A 17,731-nucleotide genomic window follows, 5' to 3' on the forward strand; every position below is an offset into this window, starting at 1 on the left:
ACCAAATCATCTACCAACAAAACGCGTGCGCCCGGCTTGATGGCGTCGGTATGGATTTCTACCGTTGCTTCGCCATATTCCAAAGCGTAACTTTGAGAAACCGTATCAAACGGCAGTTTGCCTTTTTTGCGGATGGGGACAAAGCCGACGTTCAGCTGATAGGCCAAAGCTGCGCCAATGATGAAGCCGCGCGCATCCAAGCCCGCAACGACATCAACTTTTTGCCCCATATAGCGGTAAACCAGTAAATCGACCAGCAGGCGGAAATATTCTGCGCTTTGCAAAACGGGAGTAATGTCATGAAACAAAATCCCTTTTTGCGGCCAGTTTTCAATTTTACGGATTTTGTCCGCCAAAGCCTCTACGCCCATTACTTCAGGATGAATCAACATCTTGACATTCCGAAATCAAAAAGTTTTTAACACGATATTGTAGCGGTCATATGCGGACTTGCCAAATTAATCGATACAATAGCCAAATTTTGCAACATGCCGTCTGAAATTCCGAGAAACATTGTGTTGTGTTATAATTTACAGGTACATACCATCGGCTGAACCACCATGCAAAATCATAAAAAAGGCAATATTTACATCATTTCTGCCGCTTCCGGCACAGGTAAAACGACCTTGGTGTCGCGCCTGTTGAAAAATCATGACGACATCCGTGTTTCCATTTCTCATACCACGCGCCAGCCACGTGAGGGTGAGACACATGGCGTGCATTACCACTTTGTTCCCAAAGAAGAATTTGAATCACTGATTGATCAAAGAGCCTTTTTGGAACACGCCAATGTGTTCGGCAACTATTACGGCACCAGCATTGCCGGCGTGAATTCGTTGAGCGAAGAGGGCTATGATGTAATTTTGGAAATTGATGTGCAAGGTGCGGCGCAAGTGCGTAAATCATTGCCTGAAGCCAGCAGTATTTTTATCCTGCCGCCTTCCTTTGAAGTATTGGCACAACGTTTGATCGGCCGTGGTACAGACAGCGAAGAAGTTATTCAAACACGTCTTTCAAAAGCCCGACATGAGATTGAGCAATCCGTTTTGTTCGATTACGTCGTCGTGAATGACGATTTGGATCGTGCCGAAGCCGATTTGTTCCACATTATTAAAGCAGGCCGTCTGAAAAAATCCTCTCAACAGGGATTTATTTCAAACCTGTTGGAAAATTCGTAAAAAACAGCGAAAATAACCGTTTATTTGAAACATAGAAAGAAAGCAAGCAAACATGGCCCGTATTACTACTGAAGACTGCACAGGTAAAATCCCTAACCACTTCGACCTTACCCTCGTTGCCGCCCGTCGCGCACGCCAGCTCGAAAACGGCAATACGCCTTTGGTTGACGACATCCGCAACAACAAACCAACCGTAACCGCCCTGCGCGAAATCGCTGCTGGACAAATCGGAACCGAGCTGCTGACCCGCAATAAGTAAACCAACCGGCAAACCGATAAAACCGCCGCGCGGACTGTATCGGTGCGATATAACAACCGATACAGTCTGACGGCTTAAAAAAATAGCCATAAAAGGCCGTCTGAAAATGCCAGCCCCACTGCCTACCGCCCCCTATGACCCGCTGACAGCAGAAGCGCGCGAGCTTCTGTTTCGCACCGCATCCTATCTCAATACCAATGAGCAGGCCGAGCTTGAAAGAGCCGTTGCCTACGCTTTCCACGCCCATGACGGACAAACCCGTAAAAGCGGCGAACCCTACATCACCCATCCTCTCGCCGTTGCCACGCAGCTTGCGATTTGGCATATGGATGTTCAAGGTCTTTGCGCGGGCGTTATGCACGATGTATTGGAAGATACGGGTGTAACCAAAGTCGAAATGGCGGCAGAATTCGGCGATACCATTGCCGAAATGGTAGACGGCCTCTCCAAACTGGAAAAACTCAAATTTGAAGATCATGCCGAGCATCAGGCGGAAAGTTTCCGTAAGCTTATCCTCGCCATGACTAAAGACGTGCGTGTTATCGTCGTCAAACTGGCCGACCGATTGCATAATATGCGCACCCTTGGCTCTATGCGTCCGGAAAAACGCCGCCGCATCGCCAAAGAAACCCTCGAAATCTATGCTCAAATCGCCAATCGCATTGGCCTGAACAATGCGTATCAAGAGCTTCAAGACTTATCGTTCCAAAACCTCCACCCAAGACGCTACGAAACCCTGAAAAAAGCCATGGACAACAGCCGCAAAAATCGCCGCGATGTTGTCGGCAAAGTGTTGCGTGCATTCGGTCAGCGTTTGGTCGGTGTCAATATTGAAGCCAAAATCAAAGGCCGCGAGAAAAACTTATACAGCATTCATCAAAAAATGCTGGCTAAAAAACTGCGTTTTGCCGAAGTAATGGATATCTACGGCTTTCGGGTCATTGTAAACAATATTCCTGCCTGTTATGCCGCGTTGGGTGCATTGCATAATTTATACCACCCCAAGCCCGGCCGTTTTAAAGACTATATCGCTATTCCGAAAAGCAACGGCTACCAAAGCCTGCACACGACTTTGGTCGGTCCTTACGGTTTACCGATCGAAGTGCAAATCCGTACGCGTGAAATGGACGCTGTGGCTGAGGGCGGTATTGCCGGCCATTGGATTTACAAATCCGGTGAAAATACTCCGGACCAAGCCGTCCTCCATATGAACCGATGGATGAAAAATATTCTTGACCTGCAGGCCAGCAGCTCAAATGCCATCGAGTTTCTGGAGCATGTCAAAGTCGATTTGTTCCCCAACGAAGTCTATATCGTTACCCCGAAAGGCGATATCCTTACCTTGCCTAAAGGTGCGACGCCGATTGACTTTGCCTATGCCGTTCACACCAATATCGGTCATAAAACCGTTGCCGCGCGTATCAATAACGTCATGATGCCGTTGCGCACCAAGCTGAAAACCGGTGATACGGTAGAAATCATTACTTCCGAACACGCCAAGCCTAATGTGGCATGGCTGAATTTTACCGTTTCCAGCCGTGCGCGCAGTGCCATCCGCCAATACATTAAAAATCTGAATCGTCACGATGCCGTTGTTTTGGGTGAGAACCTGCTGCAAAAAGCTTTATCCAGCCTGTTGCCTAAAGACATCCTGCTTTCAGACGACCTCAAAGAAAAATACCTTGCCGATTTGAACACCAAACAAACCTCGTTTGAAGAGGTTCTTTACAATGTCGGTATGGGGCATACTTTGCCGGTACACGTTGCCATGCACATTGCTGAGTTGGCGGGCCAACATTTTGGCAGCGCGGTCAAACTCAGCCCGATCAAAGTCAACGATCAGGAAACCGGCCGGATTCATTTTGCCGAATGTTGCCATCCGATTCCCGGCGATGCGATCCGCGCCCTATTGGTCAAAGACAAGGGTATGATTATCCACCGTGATACCTGTCAAACTTTGGTCAAAGCCGATCCGGAAGAGCAACTCGATGCGGGCTGGGACAGTTTGCGCAATCAAACGTACCGCACCATCCTCAACGTTAAATCCGAAGATGCTCATGGTTTGTTGGCCTCAATGGCGCAAGCGATTTCCAATTCCGGTGCGGATATCGAATCTGTCGATACGCCGACCAAAGCGCAAGCAGGAACGGAAGGTTTTGTAGAATTTAAATTCACAATTAAAGTCAAAGACTTGGATCAGGTTAATCAGATTATTCATGCAATGCATGCCAATCCGAATATCCGCAAAGTGATTCGAGGATAATCTGTGATCAGCATGATAAGAAAAGGCCGTCTGAAAGTGTGTTCAGACGACCTTTTGAGTATGTACAAACAAACTTTGTCAGTTTGTTTTGAAGAAAAATAATGCTTCAGGCTGGATTTAACTCAACCAAAAACGGAAAACCAAGAAGAAAACTAAGGCCAAAACGCCGGCCCAAACCAGCAACATGAATCCGGCTACTGCCTGACCCAAGCGGTAAACAGGGTTTTTGCGTTCATCTTCGAGTAGGGGATTAGGTGTATCGTGCGGTTTGTCGGACATGATGAAGCTCTGATTGAATTATTGAATAAAAGCGTAAGGGTACGCCGATAGAAGCAAAGTTTCAAGTGGGAATGATTATTGATAGAAGTCTTCGTCTTTATTCCACGCGGTTTTTAAGGCCGTCTGAATGGTGTCAGCACCAAAGCCGCGATAGGCAAGGAAACGCGCCTGTTTTTGTTTTTCTTTCAAATCTTGAGCTTCTTGCTTGAATTTTTTACGCAAGACGGAAATGGCGGTTTGCAGCTCGTCCTCCCTATCGGGTAGGAACTCCCGACAGTCATCTGCATCGATACCTTGTTGCGCCAAAGCTTGCTTGAGGCGGAGTGTGCCGTAACGGTTGCTTTTGCTGTGAATATAGGCTTCTGCGTAACGTTGGTCGGATTGCCAATTCCGTTCGGCAAATTCGTCCAAAACCTTTTCCAATTCTTCTTCGCTTTCTGAGTGAGGAGCCAGTTTGCGTTTCAAGCCAACACGGCTGACTTCCTGACGGGAAAGAATATCCAAGGCGCGGGAACGTAAGGTTTTGGGAGGTTTCATGGGATATGGAAGGGGAGGGATTTTAACTACATTGAATTACATTTCAGACGGCCTGATTAGGTGAAAGCACCGAAAAGGCCGTCTGAAAATAAAGCCGAATTATTCTTTGTCTTTGTTTTTTTGCGGTTGCAGATTTTCGTAGATTTCAGGCAGGGCGCGAATCAACAAATCAGGTTTGGTCGCTTTGTCTTGAGAGAGCAAGGTCATGTCGCCGTAGCCGAATGTTATGCCGACGCTGAAGCAACCGGCCGCTTTGGCGGCAATAATGTCATTTTTGGAGTCGCCCACCATCAGCATATTCGCAACATCGATGCCCAAAACTTCAGCCGCATGTTGAAGCGGCAATGGGCTGGGTTTTTTCTCAGTCAGGCTGTCTCCGCCAAGAACCAAGCTGAAATAGCCGTCGAGATTGAGCTGTTTCAGCAGCTCGGCTGCCAGCACTTCGTTTTTGTTGGTAATGACAACCAATGGAATACCCAAGGACTTGAGCAGGCCGAGACCGGCTTCGGTTTCAGGGTAGGGGCGGGTAAAGTCGCTCAAGTGCTCGCGATAATATTTCATAAAGAACACAAAACCTTTTTCCCAGATTTCAGGATCGGCTTCTTTTTCACGATCATTGCTAATGACGCGATGAACCAACTTGCTGATGCCGTCGCCGACATAACTTTCAACCGTTTGGGTAGGCAAAACAGGTAAACCCAAGTGCGCACACATGGCTTGGGCTGCTGCGGCTAAATCGGGAACGGAATCACATAAGGTACCGTCCAAATCAAAGGCAACGGCTTGAACGTGTTCTAAGGCAGCAGTGGTCATTGAGTAGCTTTCTGTCATATTATTTAAGCGCTTATTTTAACATTGTTTGCCTGATTTGCCGATGTTTTGCTGATTCTTTAATGGGATATTTGTTTAAATTGTTAACAATTTTTGCTGGTGTAAGTCTGTCCGTCTGTTGGTAATGTGGAAGGGATTTTGTCAACAAAAAGGGCGGTTTGGTAGGCATTAAAAAACAAAGGGTTTGAGTGTTTTTTTGAATGGTTTGATGAGCATTTATACTAGGCCGTCTGAAAATTTTTTGGTCGGCGTACCGATATTTTCAGACGGCCTCAAACTAAATTTATATATAAATGAATGGATTTGCTTTTTATCGACTACATGCTATTACATTTTTTCCTGTTTTTGTATATAGTAACAAGTATGGCTCTCGTCTAATCATGTGTATGAAAAGGAAAAATACATGTCCGCATCTGCTGTTAAAGAAACACTGAATCCGTTTGAAATTGCACAAAAACAAGTAAAAATTGCCTGCGATCGCCTGAATGCCGACCCGGCAGTATTTGAAATCTTGAAAAAGCCGCAACGTGTTTTGGAAGTGAACTTCCCTGTCAAACTCGACAACGGTACAGTAGAAAATTTCACCGGTTACCGTTCCCAACACAATAACGCCGTCGGCCCTTACAAAGGCGGCGTGCGTTTCCATCCCAATGTAAATCTGGACGAAGTCAAAGCACTGTCTATTTGGATGACCATCAAATGCTGTGTAGCCGGTATTCCTTACGGCGGCGGTAAAGGCGGTATTACTTTGGATCCGCGTAACTATTCCGAAGCAGAATTGGAACGCATCGCCCGCGCTTATTCCGAAGCCATTTCTCCGCTGATCGGCGAGAAAATCGACATTCCCGCCCCTGATGTGAACACCAACGGCAAAATCATGTCTTGGATGGTTGATGCCTATGAAAACGTCGTGAAACATTCTGCACCGGGCGTGTTTACCGGCAAACCGGTTGAGTTTGGCGGTTCCTTGGCGCGCACCGAAGCCACCGGTTACGGCGTAAACTTCGCCGCCGTCCAAGCTTTGGAAAAACTGGGCAAAGACGTGAAAGGTGCCACTTACGCCATTCAAGGTTTCGGTAATGTGGGCTACCACACCGGTTACTATGCACACAAAGCCGGTGCGAAAATCGTTGCCGTATCTACTGTTGACGTTGCCATCTACAACGAAAACGGCTTGGATATGGAAGCAATCATTAAAGAATTCCAAACCAAAGGTTTCATCACCAATGAAGCCGGCTACGGTAAAGAAATCAGCAATGCCGAACTTTTGGCTTTGGATGTGGACGTACTCGCCCCTTGTGCATTGGAAAATCAATTGACTTCCGAAAATGCAGGCAAAGTCCGCGCGAAAATCGTGGTTGAAGGCGCAAACGGCCCGACTACTCCTGAAGCCGACGTTATTCTGCGTCAAAACGGCGTATTGGTTGTTCCTGACATTTTGGCAAACTGCGGCGGCGTGGTTGTGTCCTATTTTGAATGGGTACAAAACCTGCAAGGCTACTACTGGGAGTTTGACGAAGTTCAAGAGAAAGAAACCGTGGTTCTGCGCCGTGCGTTCCGCGATATTTGGAACTTGGCTCAAGAATACGATGTCGACCTGCGTACCGCTTCTTACATGATGAGTATCCGTCGTGTTGAAAAGGCAATGAAACTGCGCGGCTGGTATTAATCGTTTGACCAATAGCTAAGAGTAGGCCGTCTGAAACCTGTTTTCAGACGGCCTTAATGTTTTTGATAAGAGCCTTTACAAATTTTAATCCACCTTGATTCCATTTCAATCAAACTCAGCTATAATCCCCTTTTTTGACCTTTCCGGAAAAGACATAATCATGAACAAAACTTTCAAATTCAGCGCATTGGCTTTGTCTGCTTTGTTGGCACTGACTGCTTGCAACCAAAAAGACACTGCCGCTAAAGATGCCCCTGCTGCTTCCGCAGCTTCAAATGCGACTGCAGATGCTTCTGCCATCGGTTCTACTGCCCAACAAGCCAGCTACGCAATGGGTGTGGACATCGGCCGTTCATTGAAACAAATGAAAGACCAAGGCACAGAAATCGATTTGAAAGTCTTCACCGAAGCCATGGAAGCCATGTTTGAAGGTAAAGAAGTCAAAATGACTGAAGCCCAAGCTCAGGAAGTGATGATGAAATTCCTGCAAGAGCAACAAGAAAAAGCTACTGCCAAACGTGCTGAAGATGCCAAAGTGAACTTGGAAAAAGGCGAAGCGTTCTTGAAAGAAAACGCGACTAAAGAAGGCGTGAAAACCAGCGCTTCCGGTCTGCAATACAAAATCACCAAAGAAGGCGAAGGTAAAAAACCAACTAAAGACGATATGGTTACCGTTGAATACGAAGGCCGTCTGATTGATGGTACCGTATTTGACAGCAGCAAAGCTAACGGCGGCCCAGTAAGCTTCCCTGTAAGCCAAGTAATCCCAGGTTGGACTGAAGGTATCCAGCTCTTGAAAGAAGGCGGCGAAGCAACATTCTATATCCCTGCCAAATTGGCTTACCGCGAAGTGGGTGCCGGCGATAAAATCGGCCCGAACGCTACTTTGGTATTTGACGTGAAACTGGTTAAAGTCGGCGCGCCTGATGCTGCTGCGCAACAACCTGTACAAGTTGACGTACAAAAAGTTCAATAATCCGAATCAAGGCTTACGCCCTTAAACAACGGATAAAAGGCCGTCTGAAAAATTCCGTTTCAGACGGCCTTTGTTCCAAACCAACAAGGAATTATGATGAAAAATATCGTCATCCTTATTTCCGGACGCGGCAGCAATATGCAGGCGATTGTGAATGCCGATATTCCCGATGCCAACATTGCAGCCGTATTGAGCAACAGCGAGACCGCAGCCGGATTGGCATGGGCGGCAGAACGCGGTATAGCCACTGACAGTTTGAACCATAAAAATTTCGACTCGCGTCTGGCATTTGATCAGGCAATGATGGAGAAAATCGATGCCTATCAGCCGGATTTGGTTGTATTGGCGGGCTTTATGCGCATTTTGACTCCGGAGTTCTGCGCACATTATGAAAACCGCCTGATCAACATCCATCCGTCCATCCTGCCTTCTTTCACCGGTCTGCACACCCACGAACGCGCATTGGAAGCAGGTTGCCGAGTGGCAGGCTGCACCATCCATTTCGTGACGCCCGAGCTGGATTGCGGCCCGATTATTTCACAAGGCATTGTTCCTATTTTGGACGGCGATACTGCCGACGACGTTGCCGCACGCGTGCTGACGGTTGAACACCAGCTGTTTCCGCAAGCCGTTGCCGATTTTGTTGCAGGCCGTCTGAAAATCGAAGGCAACCGCGTTTTGAATGCACAACGCAATGCCGCCGGTCAAAGCCTGCTGGCTTGATTGAAACACCATACACACAAGGAAAACATCATGAATCCGATTAAAACAACCCTGCTGACACTTTCCCTATTTACAGCCTCCATCGGCGCGCAAGCCGCTGAATTGCCGCAATCTGCCGTTTTGCAATACTCAGGCAGCTACGGTATTCCTGCGACCATGACCTTCACACGCAGCGGCAACCAATACAAAATCGTCTCTACCATCAAAGTACCGCTTTACAATATCCGCTTTGAATCCGGCGGCAGCATCAACGGCACGACCTTGAATCCGTCTTACTACAAAGATGTGCGCGGCGGCAAAGTGTATGCCGAGGCCAAATTCTCCGGCGGCAACATCACTTACGGCAAAGCAGGTGATTTGAAAACCGAAAAATCCGGCCCGGCCATGGACTTGTTCACTTTGGCATGGCAACTGGCCGCCAATGACGTGCGCCTGCCGTCAGGTTTGAAAATTACCAACGGTAAAAAACTGTACACCGTCGGCAGCATGAACAAAATCGGCAGCGAAAGCTATAAGCTGAACGGCGGTACAACGCCTGTGAGCAAATATCGCGTCCGTCGCGGCGACGATACCGTGACTTACTCTTTTGCTTCCGATATCGACAATATCCCTGCGCAAATCAGCTATACCGATGACGGTAAAACCTACAACCTGAAACTGACTTCCGTCAAAATCAACGGTAAAGTAGTGAAACCGTAATCTTTATTTGCTCAAACAAGAAGGCCGTCTGAAAAGTTTTCAGACGGCCTTATCTTTACAGCAACACAATATCGTATTGTTCCTGCGTGTAGGCGGTTTCGACAGCCAGCGAAATCGGTTTGCCGATAAAGTCTATCAACATGGCCAGCGATTGCGATTCCTCATCTAGGAACAAGTCGATGACATTTGGAGCGGCCAAGATGCGGAAGGCTTGGACATCGTAGCGGCGCGCTTCGCGGACGATTTCGCGTTGGATTTCGTAGCACACGGTTTGCGGCGTTTTCAGACGGCCCCGGCCTTGGCAGGAAGGGCAGGGTTCGCAGAGGATTTGGCTTAAGTTTTCACGTGAACGTTTGCGCGTCAGCTCGACCAAACCCAAACTGGTGAAACCGTTGAGTGTAACGCGGGTACGGTCGAAGGCGAGGGCTTTGGCAAGCTCTTGCAGGACGGCTTCGCGGTGGACTTCCTGCGCCATATCGATGAAGTCGATGATGATGATGCCGCCGAGATTGCGCAGGCGAAGTTCGCGGGCGATGGTGTGGCAGGCTTCGAGGTTGGTGCGGAAGATGGTTTCATCAAAATTGCGCGCGCCGACAAAGCCGCCGGTGTTGACATCGATGGTGGTCATGGCTTCGGTGGACTCGATGATGAGGTAGCTGCCGAAGTTGAGGTTGACGCGCGGTTGTAGGGCGCGGGCGATTTCCTGCTCGATGTTGTGGGTTTCAAATAGGGGGCGTTCGCCTTTGAACAGTTCGATTCTGCCCAATGCACCTTGAACGTATTGTTCGGCAAACTGGGTCATGCGGCGGTGGTTTTCAGTGGAGTCGACCAGGATTTTGTGCGTATCGAGGCTGAACATATCGCGCAAAACGCGCAGGCTCAAAGGCAAATCTTGATAGAGCAGGGTTTCGGGCGGCTGGATTTTTGCTTGTTTTTGAATGTGTTCCCACACTTTGGTCAGATAGTTGATGTCTGATTGCAGTTGCTCATCGGAGGCGTTTTCAGCGTTGGTGCGGATGATGTAGCCGTGGCAGGCGTTTTCGGGCAGCAGATTGTTGAGGCGCTCCCTCAAACTGCTGCGTTCGGCATCGTCTTCAATGCGTTGGGAAATGCCGATGTGGTCTTCTTGCGGAAGATGGACGAGGAAACGGCCGGCCAGTGAGATTTGGGTGGATAGGCGCGCGCCTTTGGTATTGATGGGGTCTTTGATGACCTGAACCAAGACAGACTGGCCTTCAAAGAGCATGTGTTCGATGCGTTGGGTTTCGTCCGGATTGCGGCGTTGTTCGAGGACGTCGACGATATGCAGAAATGCGGCGCGTTCCAATCCGATATCGATGAACGCGCTTTGCATGCCGGGGAGGACACGTTTGACGACGCCCAAATAAATATTGCCGACCAAGCTGTGGCCGCTGTTGCGCTCGATGTGCAGCTCGCAGATATTGTTCTCTTCCAAAACGGCCACACGCGTTTCTTGCGGCGTGATGTTGACGAGGACGGTTTCGGACGGACGCACGGCGTCCTTGGGGATGGGAATTCCTGAAAGCATGGGGATACCTGATTTTGAATAGAAAAACTTTTGCGATGTGTCCTTCTCCAAAAAACAAATGGCAAAAGTCATTCTGCGAAAGCGCTTATCATACTTTAATTATGGTTTTTCCGCATCTGCACAAATGTTTATGGCCAAGAGGCCGTCTGAATGTTTTTTACAACCGTACGGCGGGAACACTTGTAAAATAACGCTTATGCCCATATAGTCATGAACATTGGTATTTTGGAAGAAATCATGCAAACCGTTACTGTTTATACCGGTCCATATTGCCCGTACTGCACCATGGCGAAAAGGCTGTTGCAGGCGGTGGGTGTGAAAGAAATCAACGAAATCCGCATCGACGGCAATCCGGAAGTTTTTGCCGAAATGCAGCAGCTTTCCGGCCAGCGCAGCGTGCCGCAGATTTTTATCGGCGATACCCATGTCGGTGGCTTTACCGATTTGTACCGCTTGCAGCAGGAAGGCAAGTTGGACGAATTACTGAATCCTTAACCCTTAACTTAGGAAAATAAAATGAGCGAAGAATTGCAACCCGTATTCAGCGTTGAGCGTCTGTATGTAAAAGACTTGTCTTTGGAAGTGCCTCATGCACCACAAATCTTCTTGGAACAAGGCGAGCCTGAAGTCGATATGCGCGTTTCTACCGGCAACACCAAACTGGAAGACGGCTTCTACAGCGTTGACGTTACCGTTACCGTGACTGCCAAACTGAACGAAGAGCGCACCATGTTCTTGAACGAAGTTACCCAAAGCGGCATCTTCCGTCTGGAAAACATTCCTGAAGAAGACGTACAACTGCTGCTGGGCGTTGCTTGTCCAAACATCCTGTTCCCTTACGCACGCGAAGCCATTTCCAACAGCGTAACCCGCGCCGGCTTCCCACCTGTATTACTCGCTCCGATCAACTTCGAAGCAATCTACCAACAACAACAGGAAGCTAACGCTTAATCGCGTTATACCTAAATTGAGGCCGTCTGAAACATTGCGTTCAGACGGCCTTTTTTTATCTAAAAATCAGGACATAAGAAAAAATCTATAACAAAAAGTTCATATATTAATGCAATAAGTATATAATGATATCGTTTATCATTACGATCTAATTTTAAATTTTATAGGTTATATACCATTTAAAATCAATAAATTGTAATTTTTATCTAGCAGATAAATAGATTCTATTAATTAAGGAAATAGTTGTGAAACCTGATTTTCAAATGAAAACAATTTGTTTGTTATTAGTGCTGCCTTGCCAAACTGTTTTTGCAGATACGGGACATCAAGAAGTGGAACATGTAGACATGGATACGGTCAAGGTCAGTGGCAAACGGCAGGCACAAAGGAATACCGAGCGCAGTCAGTCTTATACAATCGGAACGATGGCAACGGCGACTGGCTTGCGTATTTCAGGTAAGGATACGCCGCAGTCGGTGAGCGTAATGACGCGTCGGCAGCTAGATGATAAAGCAATATATTCTTTAGAAGAGGCAATGAAAAACACTACGGGAATCAACGTGGTTCGGGATTCGGGTCTACAAACTCGTTTTTTGTCTCGTGGTTTCTATGTTGATCAGATTGGTGAAGACGGTATTACCACGAATGTGTCTGGACGTTCGGGCTATACGGCAAAAATCGATGTCTCACCGAGCACAGACCTTGCTGTTTATGATCACATTGAGGTTGTTAGAGGTGCAACCGGTCTTACTCAATCCAATTCCGAACCGGGTGGAACCATTAATTTAATCCGTAAGCGGCCAACAGCTCTGTTTAAGCATACAGGTGAAATCAGCACTGACCATAGGGGCAGCAAGCGTTTGGCTTTGGATGTATCTGGAAGCTTGAATAATGAACATACGGTACGCGGTAGGCTGGTTGGTGTTCATGAGGACCACCGTTCTTTTAAAGAGGGTGTATGGAACAAGAAAGACATGGTTTATGGCGTGATCGATACGGATTTGAGTGATAACAGTATGCTGACATTGGGCGGCACTTATCAGAAAAATAAAGACATTCCCGATTTTGCCGGCGTGATTTTACCTTGTGAGGATCAAAAAACTGCGGCCTTCAGCTCCAGTCCTGCCTGTAACAATCCTTTGAAATTGCCACGTAAAACTTATTTGGGTGAAACCTCATGGTCACGCCTGAATGCTGATAAATACAATATTTTTTCCGGTTTCAAACATGTCTTTGACAATGGATGGCAACTCAATGCAGAAATTTCTTATACGCATAATGATTCAGATGCCAAAGTCGGACAATTTTTTCTGAAAAACGAACACGCGGCAGGTATTTCAGCATCTGAGGCAACGGGTTTCTTAACCGAGAAGGGGGAGGTTATTCCTTTTGAGCCTAAAGACAAGGCGTTGGCAAAATTAAAAGAATATCGTGATGGTGTCACTAAAACATATGAAGAGAAAAAAGCAGATTATGTTGCCCATCGTTTCGATGCATCTGCTTTTGAACAATATCGCTCCCAAAGAGCGGCAGCACGTCGGGCAGGTTTTGATCAATGTATGCAGGACATTGGTTTGGATTTCCTGTGCAACGACTGGCAGGATCCGGGTGTAGAAGTAGATAAAAAAGAGTTTGTTGATAAGGAGCTTGCAAAGCAAGGCATTATTAACAATGCAGAAGGCCTGTTTCCCAACCGTCTATACGACTCAGCATACAATCTTCGCCACACATACAACCGCCGTTACAACTTCATGCCGTTGCACTATACCAAACATGATGTGCAATGGGGCTTTAAGCTGGATCTGACAGGTAACTACCGCCTGCTTGGGCGAGAACATGATTTCTTTGTCGGCTATGCGTATAACAATGAAAAAATCCGTTCTGCCTATACGGAAATATATCAAAACCGTTATTTTGTCCGTCCTCAAGGTTATGCAGGTGCAGGCAGTTGCGGCATTCATCCCGATGGTCCGGAGCGTAATCCTTTAGAAAAAGGCATTGTCGAACCAGATTGGCATATTTATAACGAAAAAGGTAATAACAAAATCTATGTGCCGGAATGCAGTGGCGCGCATGTTACCAAATATACTCCCCGTTTGGATGCGGAGGGCAAGCCTGTCTGGACAGTCAACGACAATGGTGAGCGCGTAATGGTGCAAGATCCTGTTTATGAATTGGATGCAAATGGAAACAAAATACAGGAGCGGGATGAAGAGGGAAATTTGAAATGGGCAAACCAATATCTGAAAATACCGCTGTGGAAAACTGTTCAGGTTGCAGATGATCATGTTCCGGCGTTATACAATTATTCGAAATACCTTAACACGAATAAAACACATTCTTTGACTGTCAGCACGCGCTTTAATGCGACCAACCGTCTGCATCTCTTGGGTGGTATGCACTATACGCGCTATGAAACCACACAAGCCAAAGAAATGCCTGTACGCTACGGCCAGCCTGCTACGGCATTCCAAACTGAGAGCAGTAACAAAATCGACAAAGAGCATTACACCTCAAAAATGCAAAGCCATAGGTTTACGCCATATGCTGGCATTACCTACGACCTGACACCGCAACAAAGCTTGTATGCCAGCTATACTAAGATTTTTAAACAACAGGATAACGTTGATGTAACCAGCAAATCCGTTCTTCCACCACTCATCGGGACTAACTATGAAATAGGTTGGAAAGGGTCGTTCTTGCAAGGCCGTCTGAATGCTTCGCTTGCCTTGTTTGTTTTACAGCAGAAAAACCGTACCGTTGTCGATTTCGGATTTGTTCCTGATACTAGTAGTAACGGAGGCTCATTCCAAACCATCGCTAAACCTGTGGGTAAGGTTAAGAGCAGCGGTGCAGAACTTGAATTGGCTGGCGAATTGTCGGAAAACTGGCGTATTTTTGTTGGCTACACATATAACAAAAGTAAGTATAAAAATGCGGCAGAAGTCAATGCGGAGCGGTTGGAGAAAAATACGACTGCCGACCCGTATAACTTCAGTAACTTCACGCCGGTACATATGTTCCGCCTCGGTACAAGCTACCGCTTGCCTCAAACTAAGTTAACCTTGGGTGGCGGAATATCTGCACAAAGTCGTACAAGTAGCCTTTACAATATTCGCCAAGGAGGCTACGGACTTATAGATGGCTTTGTTCAATATGACTTTCACAAACACGGCAGAATCAGCCTGATAGGAACTAACCTGGCTGACAGGACGTATTTTGAAAATAACTACAACCGTACGCGAGGTCAAAACAATTTCTATGGCGAACCGCGGACAGTTAAACTGAAATTGGATTGGCATTTCTAGAGAGAATGGATAATGATTGGGTATGTAAACATTATTGGCTAAATTCATAAAAGTATGGGTTGAATATCCTTCTTTTTTGAAAGCTGTTTCCTAACAATGGCTGAAGTTGATTCGATAGCCGGCGTATTTTCAAATATTAATTCGTTTCAAGTATTCAGCTTTGAAGGCCGTCTGAAACATTGCGTTCAGACGGCCTTTTTGTTTTCGGATAAAATACAGCAAACTTTCAATCAGCTGCCTTTTAAGATGACGCCCGAAACCCAAAAACAGCTCAAAATTACCGATGTCTCTGCTAAGAAGCTCGAAAAACTCAACCTCCATACCGCATGGGATTTGGTGTTGCACCTGCCGCTGCGTTACGAGGACGAGACGCACATCATGCCGATTAAGGATGCGCCGATCGGCGTGCCGTGTCAGGTTGAGGGCGAGGTCATCCATCAGGAAGTCACGTTCAAACCGCGCAAGCAGCTGATTGTCCAAATCGCCGACGGTTCCGGCAGCGTCCTTTTTTTGCGTTTCATCCACTTTTACGCCAGCAACCAGAAACAGATGGCGGTCGGCAAACGCATCCGAGCCGTGGGCGAAATCAAACACGGGTTTCACGGCGACGAGATGATTCATCCCAAAATCCGCGATGCCGAGAGCAGCGGTTTGGCGGAAAGCCTCACGCCGATTTATCCGACCGTAAATGGTTTGAACCAGCCCACTTTGCGTCGCATCATTCAGACGGCGTTGGACGTTACGCCGCTACACGACACGCTGCCCGATGCCTTATTGAGTCGTCTGAAACTACCGCACCTTGCCGAAAGCCTGCGCCTTTTGCATTCGCCGCCGCCGAGTTTCACCATCCACCAGCTTTCCGACGGCGCGCTACCCGCATGGCAGCGGCTTAAATTCGACGAACTTTTGGCGCAACAGCTTTCCATGCGCTTGGCGCGGCAGAAGCGTGTCAGCGGCTCAGCCACGGCATTGGGCGGCGACGGCATATTGACTCAAGCCTTGCGCCACGCCTTACCGTTTGCCCTGACCGATGCCCAAGAAAGAGTCGTGTCCGAAATCTGCCGCGATATGGCGCAAACCCACCCCATGCACCGCCTGCTGCAAGGCGATGTCGGCAGTGGCAAAACCATCGTTGCCGCCTTGTCTGCTTTGACCGCCATTGAATCTGGCGCGCAGGTGGCTGTAATGGCACCAACTGAAATCCTTGCAGAACAGCATTTTATCAAGTTCAAACAATGGCTTGAGCCGTTAGGCCTTGAAGTCGTTTGGCTTTCCGGCAGCCAGCGCAAAAAAGCCAAAGATGAAGCCAAAGCCAAACTCGCCGATGGCACCGTCAAAATCGCCGTCGGCACGCACGCCCTGTTTTCAGACGACGTCGAGTTCCAAAATCTGGGCTTGGTGATTGTGGACGAACAACACCGGTTCGGCGTTGCCCAACGTCTCGCCCTCAAAAGCAAAGGGCGCGACGTCCACCAGCTGATGATGTCCGCCACGCCCATCCCGCGCACGCTCGCCATGAGTTTCTTCGCCGACTTGGACGTGTCCGTCATCGACGAATTGCCGCCCGGGCGCACCCCGATTAAAACCCGCCTAGTCAACAACATCCGCCGCGCCGAAGTCGAAGGCTTCGTCCTCAACATCTGCCGCAAAGGACAGCAGGCATACTGGGTCTGCCCGCTGATTGAAGAAAGCGAAACCCTGCAACTGCAAACCGCCACCGAAACCCTAGCCCAGCTTCAGGCAGCCTTGCCCGAACTCAACATCGGCTTGGTACACGGGCGCATGAAGGCCGCCGAAAAAGCCGAAGTCATGGCTCAGTTTGCCGCAGGCCATCTGAACGTCTTGGTCGCCACCACCGTCATCGAAGTCGGCGTAGATGTACCCAACGCCGCCCTGATGGTGATCGAACACGCCGAACGCATGGGCTTGGCGCAGCTGCACCAATTACGCGGGCGGGTAGGGCGCGGCGCGGCAGAAAGCGTGTGCGTCCTCCTGTTTGCCGAACCCTTGAGCGAACTCGCTAAAGCGCGGCTGAAAGTCATCTACGAACACACCGACGGCTTCGAAATCGCCCACCAAGACCTCAACATTCGCGGCCCCGGCGAATTTCTCGGCGCGCGCCAAAGTGGCGTCCCCATGCTGCGTTTTGCCAATCTTGAAGAAGACCTGCACCTCTTGGAACAAGCGCGCGAAATCGCGCCCATGTTAATCGAACAAAACCCTGAAATCGTCGAAGCGCATTTGGCAAGATGGCTTTCCAGCAGGGAAGGTTATTTGGGCGTATAAAATTTGCATGAAAAGAAAAAGGCCGTCTGAAAACAGACGGCCTTTGGTTTGGCTGGATAGAGGTTTAGAAACCTTGTGCCAACATAGCATCGGCTACTTTGACAAAACCGGCAATGTTCGCACCGTTGACATAGTTTACTTTATCGCCGACTTTGCCGTATTTCAGGCAGGATTCGTGGATGTTGTGCATGATGTCGAACAGGCGTTGGTCGACTTCTTCACG

The 17,731-nt window shown here is 48.1% G+C and carries 16 protein-coding genes and 1 pseudogene; 11 read left to right on the forward strand and 6 right to left on the reverse strand.

Annotation, left to right across the window (positions count from 1 at the left end; translation table 11 throughout):
* A partial coding sequence (locus ACTHS3_RS04605) for an adenine phosphoribosyltransferase (protein WP_440367256.1) occupies positions 1-392 on the reverse strand: 392 nt, incomplete at its 3' end.
* A 168-nt stretch (positions 393-560) separates the two neighbouring features.
* On the opposite strand from ACTHS3_RS04605, the gene gmk reads away from it, so the two are divergent.
* The 3 genes from gmk (at position 561) to ACTHS3_RS04620 (ending at position 3,700) form a co-directional block, all read left to right on the forward strand.
* Positions 561-1,178 (forward strand): guanylate kinase, encoded by a 618-nt coding sequence (gmk, locus tag ACTHS3_RS04610; RefSeq protein WP_049335449.1) that lies wholly within the window; start codon positions 561-563, stop codon positions 1,176-1,178.
* Between the two features lie 52 nt (positions 1,179-1,230).
* Positions 1,231-1,437 carry a DNA-directed RNA polymerase subunit omega gene (gene rpoZ, locus ACTHS3_RS04615; protein ID WP_003682294.1) on the forward strand — a complete coding sequence of 69 codons (207 nt, stop codon included), beginning with the start codon at positions 1,231-1,233 and terminating at the stop codon, positions 1,435-1,437.
* 106 nt (positions 1,438-1,543) lie between these two features.
* The gene (locus ACTHS3_RS04620; RefSeq protein ID WP_049335451.1) at positions 1,544-3,700 is read left to right on the forward strand and encodes a RelA/SpoT family protein; all 2,157 of its coding nucleotides are present in this window, start codon (positions 1,544-1,546) and stop codon (positions 3,698-3,700) included.
* A 117-nt stretch (positions 3,701-3,817) separates the two neighbouring features.
* On the opposite strand, the gene ACTHS3_RS04625 is transcribed toward ACTHS3_RS04620, so the two are convergent.
* The 3 genes from ACTHS3_RS04625 to ACTHS3_RS04635 all read right to left on the reverse strand — a co-directional run bounded on the left by ACTHS3_RS04625 (position 3,818) and on the right by ACTHS3_RS04635 (position 5,329).
* Positions 3,818-3,979, reverse strand: a complete 162-nt coding sequence (locus ACTHS3_RS04625) for a hypothetical protein (RefSeq protein ID WP_039861975.1) — start codon at positions 3,977-3,979, stop codon at positions 3,818-3,820.
* Between the two features lie 75 nt (positions 3,980-4,054).
* Positions 4,055-4,516: a recombination regulator RecX gene (gene recX, locus ACTHS3_RS04630; protein ID WP_049335453.1), complete on the reverse strand. Its 462-nt coding sequence runs from the start codon at positions 4,514-4,516 to the stop codon at positions 4,055-4,057.
* Positions 4,517-4,615: 99 nt separating this feature from the next.
* On the reverse strand, positions 4,616-5,329 hold the full coding sequence (locus ACTHS3_RS04635; protein WP_049335455.1) for a phosphoglycolate phosphatase: 714 nt from the start codon (positions 5,327-5,329) through the stop codon (positions 4,616-4,618).
* Between the two features lie 421 nt (positions 5,330-5,750).
* On the opposite strand from ACTHS3_RS04635, the gene ACTHS3_RS04640 reads away from it, so the two are divergent.
* The 4 genes from ACTHS3_RS04640 to ACTHS3_RS04655 all read left to right on the forward strand — a co-directional run bounded on the left by ACTHS3_RS04640 (position 5,751) and on the right by ACTHS3_RS04655 (position 9,414).
* Entirely contained in the window at positions 5,751-7,016 is a 1,266-nt protein-coding gene (locus tag ACTHS3_RS04640) for a Glu/Leu/Phe/Val family dehydrogenase (protein WP_070504425.1), read from the forward strand.
* Between the two features lie 160 nt (positions 7,017-7,176).
* Entirely contained in the window at positions 7,177-7,992 is an 816-nt protein-coding gene (locus ACTHS3_RS04645) for an FKBP-type peptidyl-prolyl cis-trans isomerase (protein WP_070607922.1), read from the forward strand.
* A 96-nt stretch (positions 7,993-8,088) separates the two neighbouring features.
* Positions 8,089-8,715 carry a phosphoribosylglycinamide formyltransferase gene (gene purN / locus ACTHS3_RS04650; protein ID WP_049344053.1) on the forward strand — a complete coding sequence of 209 codons (627 nt, stop codon included), beginning with the start codon at positions 8,089-8,091 and terminating at the stop codon, positions 8,713-8,715.
* Between the two features lie 30 nt (positions 8,716-8,745).
* A complete protein-coding gene (locus ACTHS3_RS04655) occupies positions 8,746-9,414 on the forward strand; it encodes a DUF3108 domain-containing protein (protein ID WP_070625890.1) in 669 nt (222 codons plus the stop codon).
* 55 nt (positions 9,415-9,469) lie between these two features.
* Here ACTHS3_RS04655 and ACTHS3_RS04660 read toward each other — a convergent pair whose 3' ends face one another.
* The gene (locus ACTHS3_RS04660) at positions 9,470-10,963 is read right to left on the reverse strand and encodes an Rne/Rng family ribonuclease (protein ID WP_070625888.1); all 1,494 of its coding nucleotides are present in this window, start codon (positions 10,961-10,963) and stop codon (positions 9,470-9,472) included.
* Positions 10,964-11,200: 237 nt separating this feature from the next.
* Between ACTHS3_RS04660 and grxC the strand changes: the two genes are divergently transcribed.
* From grxC to recG, 4 genes are all read left to right on the forward strand, one after another.
* A complete protein-coding gene (grxC, locus tag ACTHS3_RS04665) occupies positions 11,201-11,458 on the forward strand; it encodes a glutaredoxin 3 (RefSeq protein ID WP_003684090.1) in 258 nt (85 codons plus the stop codon).
* A gap of 21 nt (positions 11,459-11,479) precedes the next feature.
* The gene (secB, locus tag ACTHS3_RS04670) at positions 11,480-11,914 is read left to right on the forward strand and encodes a protein-export chaperone SecB (protein WP_003745844.1); all 435 of its coding nucleotides are present in this window, start codon (positions 11,480-11,482) and stop codon (positions 11,912-11,914) included.
* Positions 11,915-12,177: 263 nt separating this feature from the next.
* Complete coding sequence (locus ACTHS3_RS04675; RefSeq protein ID WP_004519409.1) at positions 12,178-15,222, forward strand: TonB-dependent siderophore receptor; 3,045 nt, start codon at positions 12,178-12,180, stop codon at positions 15,220-15,222.
* Between the two features lie 246 nt (positions 15,223-15,468).
* On the forward strand, positions 15,469-17,508 hold the full coding sequence (gene recG / locus ACTHS3_RS04680; RefSeq protein WP_039862031.1) for an ATP-dependent DNA helicase RecG: 2,040 nt from the start codon (positions 15,469-15,471) through the stop codon (positions 17,506-17,508).
* A gap of 64 nt (positions 17,509-17,572) precedes the next feature.
* Here recG and ACTHS3_RS04685 read toward each other — a convergent pair.
* Positions 17,573-17,731 (reverse strand): annotated as a pseudogene (locus ACTHS3_RS04685) (glutamate dehydrogenase); the annotation flags it as partial.

This window comes from Neisseria sp. P0009.S007 (assembly GCF_051962515.1).

What these genes read in the sequence shown, in the direction of transcription:
- gmk (WP_049335449.1), top strand. Translation starts at nt 561, where the DNA reads ATGCAAAATCATAAAAAAGGCAATATTTACATCATTTCTGCCGCTTCC.
- rpoZ (WP_003682294.1), top strand. Translation starts at nt 1,231, where the DNA reads ATGGCCCGTATTACTACTGAAGACTGCACAGGTAAAATCCCTAACCAC.
- ACTHS3_RS04620 (WP_049335451.1), top strand. Translation starts at nt 1,544, where the DNA reads ATGCCAGCCCCACTGCCTACCGCCCCCTATGACCCGCTGACAGCAGAA.
- ACTHS3_RS04625 (WP_039861975.1), bottom strand. Translation starts at nt 3,979, where the DNA reads ATGTCCGACAAACCGCACGATACACCTAATCCCCTACTCGAAGATGAA.
- recX (WP_049335453.1), bottom strand. Translation starts at nt 4,516, where the DNA reads ATGAAACCTCCCAAAACCTTACGTTCCCGCGCCTTGGATATTCTTTCC.
- ACTHS3_RS04635 (WP_049335455.1), bottom strand. Translation starts at nt 5,329, where the DNA reads ATGACCACTGCTGCCTTAGAACACGTTCAAGCCGTTGCCTTTGATTTG.
- ACTHS3_RS04640 (WP_070504425.1), top strand. Translation starts at nt 5,751, where the DNA reads ATGTCCGCATCTGCTGTTAAAGAAACACTGAATCCGTTTGAAATTGCA.
- ACTHS3_RS04645 (WP_070607922.1), top strand. Translation starts at nt 7,177, where the DNA reads ATGAACAAAACTTTCAAATTCAGCGCATTGGCTTTGTCTGCTTTGTTG.
- purN (WP_049344053.1), top strand. Translation starts at nt 8,089, where the DNA reads ATGAAAAATATCGTCATCCTTATTTCCGGACGCGGCAGCAATATGCAG.
- ACTHS3_RS04655 (WP_070625890.1), top strand. Translation starts at nt 8,746, where the DNA reads ATGAATCCGATTAAAACAACCCTGCTGACACTTTCCCTATTTACAGCC.
- ACTHS3_RS04660 (WP_070625888.1), bottom strand. Translation starts at nt 10,963, where the DNA reads ATGCTTTCAGGAATTCCCATCCCCAAGGACGCCGTGCGTCCGTCCGAA.
- grxC (WP_003684090.1), top strand. Translation starts at nt 11,201, where the DNA reads ATGCAAACCGTTACTGTTTATACCGGTCCATATTGCCCGTACTGCACC.
- secB (WP_003745844.1), top strand. Translation starts at nt 11,480, where the DNA reads ATGAGCGAAGAATTGCAACCCGTATTCAGCGTTGAGCGTCTGTATGTA.
- ACTHS3_RS04675 (WP_004519409.1), top strand. Translation starts at nt 12,178, where the DNA reads ATGAAAACAATTTGTTTGTTATTAGTGCTGCCTTGCCAAACTGTTTTT.
- recG (WP_039862031.1), top strand. Translation starts at nt 15,469, where the DNA reads ATGACGCCCGAAACCCAAAAACAGCTCAAAATTACCGATGTCTCTGCT.